At 68.4% G+C, this 12,765-nt stretch carries 13 protein-coding genes; 8 read left to right on the top strand and 5 right to left on the bottom strand.

The window, feature by feature from the left end; all coding sequences use genetic code 11:
• Positions 1 to 27: 27 nt before the first annotated feature.
• A complete protein-coding gene (locus FL625_RS01135) occupies positions 28 to 957 on the top strand; it encodes a DMT family transporter (RefSeq protein WP_149586794.1) in 930 nt (309 codons plus the stop codon).
• Complete coding sequence (locus tag FL625_RS01130; protein WP_149586793.1) at positions 957 to 2,132, top strand: cytochrome P450; 1,176 nt, start codon at positions 957 to 959, stop codon at positions 2,130 to 2,132. Before FL625_RS01135 ends, FL625_RS01130 begins: the two co-directional genes overlap by 1 nt.
• 71 nt (positions 2,133 to 2,203) lie before the next feature.
• Here the strand turns inward: FL625_RS01130 and FL625_RS01125 are convergent, their stop codons facing one another.
• The gene (locus FL625_RS01125; RefSeq protein WP_149586792.1) at positions 2,204 to 2,665 is read right to left on the bottom strand and encodes an Lrp/AsnC family transcriptional regulator; all 462 of its coding nucleotides are present in this window, start codon (positions 2,663 to 2,665) and stop codon (positions 2,204 to 2,206) included.
• A gap of 142 nt (positions 2,666 to 2,807) precedes the next feature.
• Here FL625_RS01125 and FL625_RS01120 point away from each other — a divergent pair, with 142 nt between their 5' ends.
• The 5 genes from FL625_RS01120 (at position 2,808) to FL625_RS01100 (ending at position 6,824) form a co-directional block, all read left to right on the top strand.
• Entirely contained in the window at positions 2,808 to 3,113 is a 306-nt protein-coding gene (locus FL625_RS01120; RefSeq protein ID WP_149586791.1) for a DUF2849 domain-containing protein, read from the top strand.
• 7 nt (positions 3,114 to 3,120) lie between these two features.
• Positions 3,121 to 4,791, top strand: a complete 1,671-nt coding sequence (locus FL625_RS01115) for a nitrite/sulfite reductase (RefSeq protein ID WP_149586790.1) — start codon at positions 3,121 to 3,123, stop codon at positions 4,789 to 4,791.
• Entirely contained in the window at positions 4,781 to 5,533 is a 753-nt protein-coding gene (locus FL625_RS01110; protein ID WP_149586789.1) for a phosphoadenylyl-sulfate reductase, read from the top strand. The genes FL625_RS01115 and FL625_RS01110 overlap by 11 nt, the downstream gene beginning before the upstream one ends.
• A complete protein-coding gene (locus tag FL625_RS01105; protein WP_149586788.1) occupies positions 5,530 to 5,931 on the top strand; it encodes a DUF934 domain-containing protein in 402 nt (133 codons plus the stop codon). Before FL625_RS01110 ends, FL625_RS01105 begins: the two co-directional genes overlap by 4 nt.
• Before the next feature lie 62 nt (positions 5,932 to 5,993).
• Complete coding sequence (locus tag FL625_RS01100; protein ID WP_149586787.1) at positions 5,994 to 6,824, top strand: ferredoxin--NADP reductase; 831 nt, start codon at positions 5,994 to 5,996, stop codon at positions 6,822 to 6,824.
• Positions 6,825 to 6,963: 139 nt separating this feature from the next.
• Here FL625_RS01100 and FL625_RS01095 read toward each other — a convergent pair whose 3' ends face one another.
• On the bottom strand, positions 6,964 to 7,509 hold the full coding sequence (locus FL625_RS01095; RefSeq protein WP_149586786.1) for a hypothetical protein: 546 nt from the start codon (positions 7,507 to 7,509) through the stop codon (positions 6,964 to 6,966).
• Here FL625_RS01095 and infC point away from each other — a divergent pair.
• On the top strand, positions 7,481 to 8,257 hold the full coding sequence (gene infC / locus FL625_RS01090; protein ID WP_435532688.1) for a translation initiation factor IF-3: 777 nt from the start codon (positions 7,481 to 7,483) through the stop codon (positions 8,255 to 8,257). The two genes, FL625_RS01095 and infC, sit on opposite strands and share 29 nt — an antisense overlap.
• A gap of 87 nt (positions 8,258 to 8,344) precedes the next feature.
• Here the strand turns inward: infC and FL625_RS01085 are convergent, their stop codons facing one another.
• The 3 genes from FL625_RS01085 to FL625_RS01075 all read right to left on the bottom strand — a co-directional run bounded on the left by FL625_RS01085 (position 8,345) and on the right by FL625_RS01075 (position 12,652).
• Positions 8,345 to 9,343, bottom strand: a complete 999-nt coding sequence (locus tag FL625_RS01085) for a DUF8806 domain-containing protein (protein WP_149586785.1) — start codon at positions 9,341 to 9,343, stop codon at positions 8,345 to 8,347.
• Positions 9,343 to 10,329 (bottom strand): XdhC family protein, encoded by a 987-nt coding sequence (locus FL625_RS01080; protein ID WP_149586784.1) that lies wholly within the window; start codon positions 10,327 to 10,329, stop codon positions 9,343 to 9,345. The genes FL625_RS01085 and FL625_RS01080 overlap by 1 nt, the downstream gene beginning before the upstream one ends.
• A 91-nt stretch (positions 10,330 to 10,420) precedes the next feature.
• Positions 10,421 to 12,652, bottom strand: a complete 2,232-nt coding sequence (locus FL625_RS01075; protein ID WP_149586783.1) for an OmpA family protein — start codon at positions 12,650 to 12,652, stop codon at positions 10,421 to 10,423.
• Positions 12,653 to 12,765: the final 113 nt, after the last annotated feature.

Here is a 12,765-nt window from a genome sequence, read left to right as displayed (position 1 = left end):
GCAGGCTGCGGCGCCTAGCTTGCCCGAATGACCGTGATTTCCCCCGAAGCGCGCCGGTCGCTGCTGACCGCGAACCTCATCTGCCTGGCCTCGATGGTGGTCTGGGCCGCCGGCCTGCCCGCCGCCGACCTCATCATCCCGCACATGCCGCCGATTGCGCTGACGGCTGCCCGCACCACCCTTGCGGCCCTTGTCCTCCTGCCCTGCTGGATCGCCGTCGAGGGCCTTGGCGCCGTGACCCGTGCCAACTGGGCACGCGGGGCCTGGGTCGGCTTCGTCACGCTGGGCCTCGCCTCTTTCTTCGTCATCATCGCCTTGCAGTTCAACGACCCCGTCACCGTGGCCATCGTCTCGGCAGCCATGCCGGTGTTCGGAATCCTGCTGGAATGCCTCGCCGACAAGCGCCCCTTCACCCGCGCGCTGGCCCTGGGCCTTGCGCTGTCTCTGATCGGTGGCCTCATTGCCGTCAGCGGAGCCGAGGGCAAGGTGGACTTCGGCCTCGGGGTGCTCGCCGCGCTGGCCTCGGTCACGCTTTACACCTGGGGCTCGCGCGAGACGGTGAAGGCGCTTCCCGAACTCACACCGCTCGGCCGAGTGGCGATCACCGTCGCGGGCTGCGCGGTCGTCGCGCTTATCGTCGCGCTGGGTGACGGGCTCGTGCGCGGCAACTGGCCGGACTGGGCGGCCATCGGCCCGGCCGAGTTCGGGGGCCTTGCGATCTTCGGCATCGGCTCGATGGCGCTCAGCCAGCTTCTGTGGATCATCTCGGTCGGCCGCATCGGCATCGGCGCGGCCTCGATGCACATGAACGCGGTGCCGTTCTACGTCATGCTGATGGTTTTCCTCCTTGGCGGCCCCTGGAACTGGGGCCAGACGCTGGGTGCGGCGATCGTCGTGACCGGCGCCCTCATCGCCCAGGGGCTGATCGCCCCCGGCCTTTCCACCAGACCCAGATGATGCAAAGCCTCTCCCAGTCCCCCAAAAACCCCGATTTCGTCCAGGACCCCTACCCGTTTTATGAGCGCGCCCGCGCCCTTGGCCCCTTCTTCCGCTGGGAGGATTACAACCTGACCTGCACCGGCAGTTCCGCCGCGGTGAACGCGATCTTCCGCGACCGCCGCTTCGGGCGCGAGCCGATCGAGCCGCCCGTCATCCCGCCGCATCTCGCCCCCTTCTACGCGGTCGAGGCACATTCCATGCTGGAACTGGAACCGCCCCGCCACACGCGCCTGCGCAACCTGGTCCTGCGCGCCTTCACCTCGCGCCGGATCGCGGGCCTCGCCCCCGACATCACCGAACTGGCCGAAGAGCTGATCGGCGCCTTTCCCGCGGGCGATTTCGACCTGTTGCAGGCCTTCGCCCAGCCCCTGCCCGTCCGCATCATCGCGCGCCTCCTTGGCGTGCCCGAAGAGATGGCGCCGGATCTCCTGCGCTGGTCGAACGCGATGGTCGGCATGTACATGGCCGGGCGCACCCGCGCCATCGAGGATCGTGCCGTCGCCGCGACCGAGGCCTTCGTCACCTTCCTGCGCGGCTATATCGACCAGCGCCGCGCGCGTCCCGCCGACGACCTGATCACCCAGCTGATCGCCGCCGAGATGGAGGGCGAGCGCCTTTCGACCGACGAACTGATCTCGACCTGCATCCTGCTCCTGAACGCCGGGCACGAGGCGACCGTCCACACCATCGGCAACGGGGTGAAGGCGCTTCTGGAAACCGCCACGCCCCCCAGCGCCCTCGCCCCCGAGGCCGTGGAGGCGACGGTCGAGGAAATCCTCCGCTTCGATCCGGCGCTGCACATGTTCACCCGCTGGGCCTACGAGGACGTCGAGGTCATGGGCCATACCTTCCGCCGCGGCGACCAGGTCGGCCTCCTCCTCGCCATGGCCAACCGCGATCCCGGCGTCTGGGACAATCCCGCCCGCTTCGACCCGACCCGCCCGCCGAAACCCCTGGCCACCTTCGGCGCGGGCCTGCATTTCTGCGTGGGCGCCCCCCTCGCCCGCCTCGAACTGCAGATCGCCCTGCCGATCCTGTTCCGCCGCTGCCCCGGCCTGACCCTGGCCGAGCCGCCGCGCTATGCCGACGTGTTCCACTTCCACGGCCTGCGGCAGCTCATCGTCCGGCGCTGACCTGCCCTTGCCCTTTTGCAAATACTCTCAGGGGGTGCGGGGGCAGAATGCCCCCGCGGGCCGGGGCCGGGTCACAGCGGCAGCACGGTAGTGGACTTGATCTCCTCCATGCTCAAGAGCGCGGTCACGTTGTAGATCTTCACCTCGGAAATCAGCGCCTGGTAGAAGGTGTCATAGGCCCGCGCGTTCTTCACCCGCACCTTCAGGATATAGTCGATGTCGCCGGCCAGCCGGTGCGCTTCCAGCACCTCGGGCCGCTCGCGCAGCGCCTTGAGGAACTTCCGCTGCCACTCCGCCTCATGCTCGCTGGTGCGGATGAGCACGAAGAAGCAGGCCTCCAGCCCCAGCGCCTCGGGGTCAAGGATCGCGGTCGTCCGGGTGATGACCCCCTGCTCGCGCATCCGCCGGATCCGGTTCCAGACCGGCGTCTTGGACGAGCCCACCTTCCGGGCAATCTCGTCCAGCGATTGCTCGGCATCGGCCTGAAGCTCGGACAGGATTTTCCGGTCAAGATCGTCCAGCGCGGCGCTCATTCCTGATTTCCCCCAATTCCCGGAACACGGGTTCCCCTTGCCAGCAGTATCGGAACATCCGTCCTTATCTGCAAGGCCATCTGGCCCATGAATAGGAAATTATTCTATATTCAGGGCAGTTTTCCAGTCCCCGAGGGCCCCGATGAGCCGCCGTTTCACCCCCAAGGTTGTCACCGCCAACCGTCTGCGCGAGGGCGACGTGGTCTATCTGACCGCCGACGACCGCTGGTCGCCCTTCCACCACGAGGCCGAGCTGATCGAGGACGAGGCCCATGCCCAGATGCGCCTGCTGCATGCCACGGCCCAGAAGCTGACCGTTGTCGGTGGCTATCTGGCCGACGCGCGGCCCGGCCCGATCGGCCCCGAGCCCACCCATTTTCGCGAGGCGTTCCGCACCCGCGGCCCTTCCAACTACCACCACGGCAAGCAGGCCGATCTGGCGAACTGAGGCAGGCATGTATTCCTACTCCGACTTCGACGAAGCCTTCGTCCGCGCCCGCGTCGCTCAGTTCAGCCAGCAGGTCGCGCGCCGCCTCGAGGGCAGCCTGACCGAGGATGAATTCCGCCCGCTGCGCCTGATGAACGGCCTCTATCTGCAATTGCACGCCTACATGCTGCGCGTGGCGATCCCCTATGGCTCGCTTTCGCCCCGCCAGATGCGGCAACTGGCCTACATCGCCGACACCTGGGACAAGGGCTACGGCCACTTCACCACCCGGCAGAACATCCAGTTCAACTGGCCGAAGCTGCCGGACGTGCCCGCGATCCTCTCGGCGCTGGCCGATGTCGAGATGCACGCGATCCAGACCAGCGGAAACTGCGTGCGCAACGTCACCGCCGATCATTTCGCCGGCGCCGCCGCGGATGAAATCGCCGACCCCCGGCCTTACGCGGAACTCCTCCGCCAGTGGTCCACCGACCACCCGGAGTTCCAGTTCCTGCCGCGCAAGTTCAAGATCGCCATCACCGGCAGCCCGAACGACCGCGCCGTGACCAAGGCGCATGACATCGGCCTGCGCATGGTCCGCAACGCGGCGGGCGAGCCCGGTTTCGAGGTCATCGTCGGTGGCGGTCTCGGCCGGACGCCGATGATCGGCGTCACCGTCCGCGACTTCCTGCCCGAGGCCGACCTGCTCCCGTATGTCGAGGCAATTCTCAGCGTTTACAACACCTTGGGTCGCCGCGACAACAAGTACAAGGCGCGCATCAAGATCACCGTGCACGAGACCGGACGCGAGGCGATCACCGAAATGATCGAGGCCCGCTTCGCCGAACTGCGCCCGCTTTTCGGCGGCGCCGATCAGAAGCTGCTGACCGAGATCCGCGAAGCCTTCGCGCCCCCCGCCTTCCGCAACGCGCCCACGGATGCCTACGATGCCTTCTACAAGGCCGACCCGGTGTTCCGCGCCTGGGCCGACACCAACCTGACCCGGCACCGCAACGACCAGTATGCCATCGTCACGATCAGCCTGAAGGCGCATGGGGCAACTCCGGGCGATGCGACCAGCGACCAGATGCGGCTGATCGCCGATCTGGCCGAACGCTATGGCCATTCCGACCTGCGTATAAGCCACGAACAGAACGTGATCCTGCCGCATGTCCACAAGTCCGATCTGCCCGCGCTGCATGCGGCGCTGGTCAAGGCCGGCCTCGGCACCGCCAATGTCGGGCTTCTCTCCGACATCATCGCCTGCCCCGGCATGGACTACTGCGCGCTGGCCACCGCCCGCTCGATCCCCGTGGCGCAGGAACTGGCCACCCATTTCGAGGCGCTGAAGCTGGAACACGAGATCGGCCCGCTGAAGATCAAGATTTCCGGCTGCATCAACGCCTGCGGTCACCACCATGTCGGCCATATCGGCATCCTCGGCCTCGACCGTGCAGGGGTGGAGAACTACCAGATCACCCTCGGCGGCGACGGCACCGAGGATGCGGTGATCGGCGAAAAGACCGGCCCCGGCTTTGCCTATGACGAGATCGTGCCCGCGATCGAACGCATCCTGCGTGCCTATCTGGACCTGCGGCTCGAGCCTTCGGAGACCTTCCTGCAGGCCTTCCGCCGGGTCGGGATGGAGCCGTTCAAGGCCGCGCTTTATGAGGCAGAGAGGGAACAAGATGCCGCGTGATGGGCGCCACGAAGGCCCGGTTGCCGAGCGTGTCGCGGCGCTGAACGCCCGCTACAGGCACCACTCGGCGACCGCCGTGCTGGAGCACGCGCTGAAGGACGACGATCTGGGCCAGGTCGCGCTCGTCTCCTCCTTCGGGGCAGAGTCGGTCGTGCTTCTGCACCTGGTCAGCGTCATCGCGCCGGAAACGCCGGTGCTGTTCATCGACACGAGGATGCTGTTCCAGGAAACGCTCGACTACCAGCGCGAGTTGGCCGAGAAGCTGAACCTCTGCGACATCCGCACGATCCGCGCGAACCCGGCCCGTGTCAGCTTCGAGGATCCGGACGGGACCCTGCACCAGTTCAACACCGACGCCTGCTGCGCCGTGCGCAAGGTAGAACCCCTCGAACGCGCGCTCGCGCCCTTCGACGGCTGGATCACCGGCCGCAAACGGTTCCAGAACGCCGAACGGGGGACGCTGGACTTCTTCGAGAACGAGGGCGATTTCCGCATCAAGGTCAACCCGCTGGCCCATTGGGGCCGCGAGGACCTTGAGGAGTACATGGTGGAAAACCGCCTTCCCCGTCACCCCTTGGTGGCCAGGGGCTATCCCTCGATCGGCTGCGCGCCTTGCACCAGCCCGGTGAAGCCCGGCGAAGACCCCCGCGCAGGCCGCTGGCGTGGCCAGTCCAAGACCGAATGCGGCATCCATTTCATCGACGGCAAGGCCGTGCGAACCCCCAAGGAGAACGCGGCATGAGCGTTGTCGTGACCGATGCGGGCTTCGGCCCGGGAACCGAGGCCAAGGTCGTGGCCCTGGCCGACCTGACCGACCAGACGACGGTGGACCTGTCGAACACCGACGATCCGGCTGCACTGGCCGGGCATCTCGACCGGCTGAGCCTGATCCGCGTGGCCTTCCCCGCCTTCAATGACGGGCGCGCCTTCACCATCGCCCGCCGTCTGCGCGAGATGGGCTATCGCGGGCAGCTTTTGGCCCTGGGGCCGGTCATCGCAGACCAGTTCGCGATGCTCCGCCGGGTGGGGTTCGACGGGGCAGAGATCCCCGATGACCTTGCCGCCCGCCAGCCCTGGGACCAATGGCAGTTCCGCGCCGACTGGCAGGCGCATCACTATCAGGCCCGGCTGCGCGCCTGACTTCCGCTTGACCTCGATCAACGCTAGACACGGAAAGCCGGTCTAAGGCCGGGATGATCCACATGACCGAAGCGACCCTGATGACCGAAGCAAGCCCCGTCGCAGCCAAGCCGCATCTGCCCGATGCCCAGACCGTGACAGCCGTCCGGCACTGGACCGACCGGCTGTTCTCGTTCCGCGTGACACGGCCCAAGTCCCTGCGCTTCCGGTCGGGGGAGTTCGTGATGATCGGGCTGCTCGACGACAAGGGCAAACCCCTGCTTCGCGCCTATTCCATCGCCTCGCCCGCTTGGGACGAGGAGCTGGAGTTCTACTCGATCAAGGTGCCGGACGGTCCGCTGACCAGCCGGCTCCAGCACATCCAGCCCGGCGACGAGATCATCCTGCGGCCGAAACCCGTGGGGACGCTGGTCCACGACGCGCTTCTGCCCGGCAAGCGGCTCTGGTTCCTCGCCACCGGCACCGGGATCGCCCCCTTCGCGAGCCTGATGCGCGAGCCCGAGACCTACGAGAAATACGATCAGGTCATCATGATGCACACCTGCCGCGAGGTGGCCGAGCTGGAATACGGCCGGCAGCTGGTGGAAAGCCTGAAGGATGACCCGCTGATCGGCGAGCTGGTGGGCGACAAGCTGATCTACTATCCGACCACCACGCGCGAGCCCTTTCATCACATGGGGCGGGTGACCGACAACCTGTCCTCGGGCAAGGTCTTTGCCGATCTCGGTCTGCCGAAGATGAACCCGGCGGAAGACCGGGCCATGGTCTGCGGCAGCCTTGCCTTCAACATCGACGTGAAGGCGATCCTCGAAGGCTTCGGCCTGCGCGAGGGGGCGAACTCGGATCCGAAGGAATTCGTGGTCGAGAAGGCCTTCGTCGGGGACGGAGTCTGACCCGTGTCCACGGTGGACAGATCGGGATAACATAGTCTGACCAACAGGATAGCGGATCGCATTAAGGTGGTCTTAACCCAATGGTAAAGGCCGCAGGAACCATCCTGCGGCCTTCGTCCTGTCCGGCATCAGCCGAAGATCACATGCCAAGCGCGGTCTTGACCTGGGCGATGGTGTCGGCAACCAGCGCCGGGTTGGCCTTGGCGGCCTCGACAGCGGTCTTGAGGGTCGCCTTGGTCGCGTCATCGAGCGAGGAACCGTCGATCAGGGCGACCACGGAATCCGCGTTGAAGTTCGCCGGGTCGAGGGCGGCCGCGGCATCGGTGACGGCCTGAGCCGCATCGGTCGCGGCTTCGGTCGCGGCCTGGGTGGCCTCGGTTGCAGCCTGGGTCGCAGCCTGGGTGGCCTCGGTCGCAGCCTGGGTCGCAGCTTCGGTGGTGGCCGTGGCGGCGGCGGCAGCCTCGTCGGCAGCCTTCTGGGCAGCGGCGGCGGCCTCTTCGGCGGCCTTGGCGGCGGCTTCCTCGGCGGCCTTGGCGTCGGCCTCGGCCTTGGCGTCGGCCTCGGCCTTGGCGGCGGCCGCAGCGGCGGCTTCCTTGGCCTCCTGAGCGGGCTTGTAGCTGAACTGGTAGTAGCCGCCAGCAGCCAGCAGGACGACGATGGCGCCGATGATTACGGATCTGTTCATGTCATATACTCCTATGGCCGGAGCCCCGGGTCCGGATGCGGGTGATATGGCAGTTTGTCCCGGCAATGAAAAGCCCGTGGGGAATGCGAGGGGCGAAAAACCCCCAGAACCGCGGAAAACTTGGGAAAACGTCCGCCTGCCGGGTTGCAGAGCCGCCCGCGCTCGCCTAGATTGCCGCCGCGAATTCAACCATCAAAGGACGACTGCCATAGCCCGCAGACCCCACAATGCCCCGCCGCAACGCGAAACCGGTCCCCGCATCAACGACCGCATCCGCGCTCCGGAAATCCGCCTGATCGGCGCGGATGGCGAGAATGTCGGGGTCGTCACCCCGGCCCGGGCGCTGCAGATGGCCGAGGAAGCCGGACTGGACCTGGTGGAGATCTCGCCGACCGCAGTGCCGCCGGTCTGCAAGATCATGGACTTCGGCAAGTTCAAGTACGAGACGCAGAAGCGCGAGGCCGAGGCGCGCAAGAAGCAGAAGATCATCGAGATCAAGGAAATCAAGTTCCGTCCCGGCACCGATACTCATGACTATGACGTGAAGATGCGCTCGGTGCTGAAGTTCCTGGGCGAAGGCGACAAGGTGAAGGTCACCCTGCGCTTCCGGGGCCGCGAGATGGCGCACCAGGAACTGGGGCTCGAGCTTCTGAACCGTGTCGCGGCCGATGTGGGCGAGGCGGGCAAGATCGAATCCATGCCCAAGCTGGAAGGCCGGCAGATGGTGATGATGGTCGCGCCGAAGTAAGGTGTCCGCGCCTCACGGGTTACGATCCACATCGGGCCGCGCTCTATCAGGCGCGGCCCAAGAATTTTCGGCGAAAATTCTTGGGCGTCAGTCGCGCGCCTCGCGCGGGCGACCGCGGTGCGGGGTTTCCTTCAGAAGGCCGCCCACACCCATCGCCGCGATGTCCACAGCCGCAACCGGCACGCCGCAGATCAGCCGTTCCATCACCCAGTCGGCCCCGTTCAGCGCGGGGCTGCGCACGCAGCCGGGCAGACCGATGACCGGGATCGTGCCGAGGCTGCCGAGGAAGAGCAGGTTGCCCGGGTCTACCGGCATGCCGAAGCGGTCGATCCGGCCCCCTGCCCTGCGGACAGCCTTCGGTGCCACGTCCATCGGATCCGACGTGGCCGAGGCGGTGAGGATCAGGATCAGCTCGGCCCCGGCAACGCTGGCCAGGGCAGCGGCCAGATCGGCCTCGCGGTGCGGGCAGCTGCGATGTTCGTTCAGCCCTGCACCCAGGGCGGCAAGGCGCCGGATGATGGCGTCGGCGCCAAGTGGTCTGGCCTCCGGGTCGGTATGGGTCTCGACCAGGGCGACGCGCCTCAGCCGCGCGGTGCGCAGAAGGAGCGCACCGGCCCCGGCGGCGCAGGCGGCGGCGACGGAAGCTGCCGCCACGCCATAGGCGATGATCTTCACTGTCGCCGCCATTTCCCCCGCCGCCAGCCGCTGCCAGCGCGGGACGGTCGCGAGCGTCAGCATCGGATCGACGGCATTGAGCGCATCGACCCGGTCGGCCGCGACCTCCAGCAGTCCGGCCGCGCGTGCATGCAGGTTCACCCGTCCGGTGCCGACGGGCCGCAGGTCGAGGCCCGCCGCGTCGGGGTCGGGCACCAGTGCCCGGGCGATGGCTAGCGCGGCCGCGTCCTCGTGCAGGTCGGTGGGATCGAGGCGGGCGGCGATGACCTCGCCGTGGCCGGCGGCGGCCAGCCGGGCGAGATCCTCGGGCCCGAGGATGCAGCCCTTGCGGAGCCGCCCCTCGGGCAAGGCGACGGAATGGGCGAGGATCGCTCCTTCGGCCTGCGACAGGGGAACCGGGCCGAAGCGCATTATTTCCGCAAGGTCTGGGTGATCTGCGCCATGATGCTGACGGCGATCTCGGCCGGCGTCTTCGCGCCGATATCGAGGCCGACGGGGGCATGTATCCTGGCGATCTGGTCGGGGGTGAAGCCGGCGGCGGCCAGCCGGTCCAGCCGTTTGGCATGGGTGCGGGTGGAGCCGAGGCAACCAAGGTAGAAGGCGGGCGAGGTCAGCGCGAAGCGGATCGCCGGGTCGTCGAGTTTCGGGTCGTGGGTCAGGGTGACGATGGCGGTGCGGGCATCGGGCTTGAGCCGCGCCAGCGCCTCGTCGGGCCAGTCGTCCAGGATGGTCTCGCCGGGGAAGCGCTCGGCCGAGCCGAAGGCGGCGCGGGGGTCGATCAGGGTGGGCGCGTAGCCGCAGGTGCGGGCGATGGTCAGGAGCGGCTGGGCGATGTGGACCGCGCCCACGACGATGAGGCGCAGCGGCGGGTTGTGGATGGCGATGAAACGGCCATCCTCTTCCATCCCCGAGCGGTCGGAGCGGAAGCGGGCGTCAGTTGCGGCGTCCTCTCCCGGCGCGACGAGAGTCCGGGTCCAGGTCGCGGGGGTGGTGACAAGTGCGATGGCGCGGGGTTCGGCGCGGGCCGCGACGAGCATCGCGAGGAGCCCCTCGGGCAGGGCCTCGGCGCCCTCGCCCACGGGTTCGACCAGGACGCGGATCGTGCCGCCGCAGGCGAGGCCCGCGGCGAAGGCGGTCTCGTCGGACACGCCGAAGGTCAGGACGCGCGACTTGCGGTCGGCAAGCGCCTCCAGCGCCTCGGTGACGACCGCACCCTCGACGCAGCCGCCGGAGACGGAGCCCGCCATCTCTCCCTCGCCCGAGATGGCCAGCTGGCTGCCCGCCTGGCGCGGGGCCGAGCCCCAGGTCTCGATCACGGTGGCGAGGGCCGCGCCCTTGCCGGCGCGGTGCCAGGCAAGCGCGGTTTCGGGGATCCGGTCGTGGGAGGCTTCTGTCATGGGCGCGATTATGCGTCCGGGCCGGACGGGATGCCACCGAAATGAACGCGCCGCGGGCGGACCCGCGGCGCGACTTTGGTAGGGGGCCGGATCAGCGGATCGTGGCGGTCCGCAGGAGCGGAGTGATGACCCGGACCTCGACCCGGCGGTTGCGGGGTTCGTTCGCCTGGGTGTCGATCAGAAGCTCGGTCTCGCCATAGCCCTGCACGACCATGTTCTCCGGCGGGATGTCGAAGTATTCGGTCAGCGCAAGCGCAACCGATTCCGCCCGGCGGTCCGAAAGCGCGAGGTTCATCGCCGCCTTGCCGGTCGCGTCGGTGTGGCCCTCGATCAGGAAGATCTCGCGCGGGTTTTCCGCCAGCAGGTCCTGCATCAGCCGGCCGAGGTCGGCAAGGTTGCGAGCCTGCTCGGGCGCGACGGCGGCCGAGCCGCTGGCGAAGGTGATCGGCGTCACGTCCAGCGTGGCGGCCAGCGCGCGCACCGCCGGGATCTCGCGGATCTGGCGCAGCGAGAAGGTGCGGCCGACCCGTTCCGCCTCGATCCGGGCCAGTTCGCGCTTGAGAGCGATGTCCTGGTCCTTGGACGAGATCACGATGGGCCGACGCGGCCGGGGCAGGTCGCGGACGATGATCGGCTCTTCCTCGACCAGATCGTCGATCAGGATGACCTCGCGGCCGAGGCTGTCATAGGTCGCCCGCCGCAGCACCCGACCGGTCGCATCGCGGATCGTCACCACCTGGGTGCCGTCGGCGCGTTCGACGATGGTGCGGGTCGAGCCGTCCTTGAAGGTCTCGGTCCGCACGGTCGATCCGGGACGACGGATCACGGCGTCATCGTCCTTGAGCACCCGGTAGGTGCCGTCGGGTTGCAGCACGATGACCCGGTCGCCGGTATTCGACACCACGCGCGCCTCCTGCGGACCCATGGTCGAGACCGTGGTGTCCGCTGCCGCCGCGCGGTTGTTCTTGATGATCGCGCCGACCGCCAGCGCGCCCAGCACCAGAAGACCGGCCTTCTCGAGGTCCGACAGCCCGCTCTTCTTGCCCTCGGCCAGCGCCACCGGAGGCGCGGCGAACTCCTGCGCCGAACTGCGCACGTTGGCATCGGTGATCGTCTCGGTCACGGTGGCAACAAGGTCTGCAGGATCCGCCTCGACGATCGGGGCGGCGCCCTCGGCCTGCGGGGCGTTGGTGACCAGCTCGGCCGCGGCGATCTCTGCGGGGTTGATCGCGGTCGGGTCGCTGGTCAGGAGGTCGGTCAGACTTTCGACCTCGGTTTCGCTGACCACGGGCGCATCCACCGGCACGACCTCGACCGCGGGATCGGGTTCGGCGACCTTCAGGCCGGCGGCGGGATCGACAACCTCGCCTTCCGGCGTGATGGCCAGTTCGGCCTCGGCCGCGGCCAGCGCGGCAGCGGCGGCCTCGGGATCGACGACTTCGCCCGTGGCCTGATCGACGATCGCGCCTTCAGGGACGACCTCGGCGGCAGGAGCCTCGGCGGTTGCATCCTCGGCCGGGGACTCGACGACCGGCTGTTCGCCACCGGACGTCTCGGCATTGGCGGCAGCGTCTGCTTCGGCCTGGGCAGCAGCCTCGGCGGCGGCGGCATCTGCGGCGGCCTGCTCTTCGGCAGCCTTCGCGGCCGCGTCTGCTTCGGCCTGGGCAGCAGCCTCGGCTGCTGCTGCTTCGGCGGCGGCCTGCTCCTCGGCAGCCTTGGCGGCAGCTTCCGCCTCGGCCTGAGCGGCGGCTTCGGCGGCGGCCTGCTCTTCGGCGGCCTTCGCAGCGGCTTCCGCCTCGGCCTGTTCCTGCGCGGCCCGGGCGGCGGCGTCCGCCTCGGCCTGGGCGGCGGCGGCCTGGGCCTCGGCTTCGGCCTGCGCGGCGGCTTCGGCCGCAGCAGCCTGGGCGGCCGCCTCCGCGGCGGCAGCTTCGGCCGCTGCGGCGGCGGCTTCGGCAGCGGCCTGGGCCTCGGCGTCTGCCTGGGCCTGCGCGGCGGCCTGGGCGGCAGCGGCGGCTTCGGCCTCGGCGGCGGCCTGGGCTTCGGCGGCTGCCTGGGCTTCGGCTTCCGCCTGAGCGGCCTGCGCGGCGGCCTCGGCGGCAGCGGCCTCGGCGGCCATCGCCTGGTCAAGCTTCAGTTTCTCGACGATCGCCTCCAGATCGCAGGGCGCTTCGGCGGTCGGCGTGCAGAGCACGGTGCCGTCCTCGGCGGTGACCGAGCCATCCTCGTTCAGCACCTGCGCGAAGGCGGGCATGGTGCCCAGTGGGCTGATCGCGACCGAGAGGGCCGTCGACAGGGCCGTGGTGGAAACCAGAAGCTTTCTCATTACTAGTCCTCATTCTAGGGGCACGGGATAACCGCATCGTGGCGAAACGGTTCCCCGATTGCCCGGCCATCCTAACAAAGCGAGGTTTTGCGTGATATGCGATATCAGCGACC

Origin of the sequence: Tabrizicola flagellatus (assembly GCF_008271465.1) — a bacterium.
GTDB lineage: Bacteria > Pseudomonadota > Alphaproteobacteria > Rhodobacterales > Rhodobacteraceae > Tabrizicola > Tabrizicola flagellata.
Note: the sequence above shows the minus strand (reverse complement) of the source record. Positions and strands in the feature narration are given on the sequence as shown.

Coding starts and splice junctions, on each gene's coding strand:
- FL625_RS01105 (WP_149586788.1), top strand. CDS start 5,530: ATGAGCGTTGTCGTGACCGATGCGGGCTTCGGCCCGGGAACCGAGGCC.
- FL625_RS01080 (WP_149586784.1), bottom strand. CDS start 10,329: ATGACAGAAGCCTCCCACGACCGGATCCCCGAAACCGCGCTTGCCTGG.
- FL625_RS01135 (WP_149586794.1), top strand. CDS start 28: ATGACCGTGATTTCCCCCGAAGCGCGCCGGTCGCTGCTGACCGCGAAC.
- FL625_RS01115 (WP_149586790.1), top strand. CDS start 3,121: ATGTATTCCTACTCCGACTTCGACGAAGCCTTCGTCCGCGCCCGCGTC.
- FL625_RS01130 (WP_149586793.1), top strand. CDS start 957: ATGCAAAGCCTCTCCCAGTCCCCCAAAAACCCCGATTTCGTCCAGGAC.
- FL625_RS01075 (WP_149586783.1), bottom strand. CDS start 12,652: ATGAGAAAGCTTCTGGTTTCCACCACGGCCCTGTCGACGGCCCTCTCG.
- FL625_RS01120 (WP_149586791.1), top strand. CDS start 2,808: ATGAGCCGCCGTTTCACCCCCAAGGTTGTCACCGCCAACCGTCTGCGC.
- FL625_RS01085 (WP_149586785.1), bottom strand. CDS start 9,343: ATGCGCTTCGGCCCGGTTCCCCTGTCGCAGGCCGAAGGAGCGATCCTC.
- FL625_RS01095 (WP_149586786.1), bottom strand. CDS start 7,509: ATGAACAGATCCGTAATCATCGGCGCCATCGTCGTCCTGCTGGCTGCT.
- FL625_RS01125 (WP_149586792.1), bottom strand. CDS start 2,665: ATGAGCGCCGCGCTGGACGATCTTGACCGGAAAATCCTGTCCGAGCTT.
- FL625_RS01110 (WP_149586789.1), top strand. CDS start 4,781: ATGCCGCGTGATGGGCGCCACGAAGGCCCGGTTGCCGAGCGTGTCGCG.
- infC (WP_435532688.1), top strand. CDS start 7,481: ATGGCGCCGATGATTACGGATCTGTTCATGTCATATACTCCTATGGCC.
- FL625_RS01100 (WP_149586787.1), top strand. CDS start 5,994: ATGACCGAAGCGACCCTGATGACCGAAGCAAGCCCCGTCGCAGCCAAG.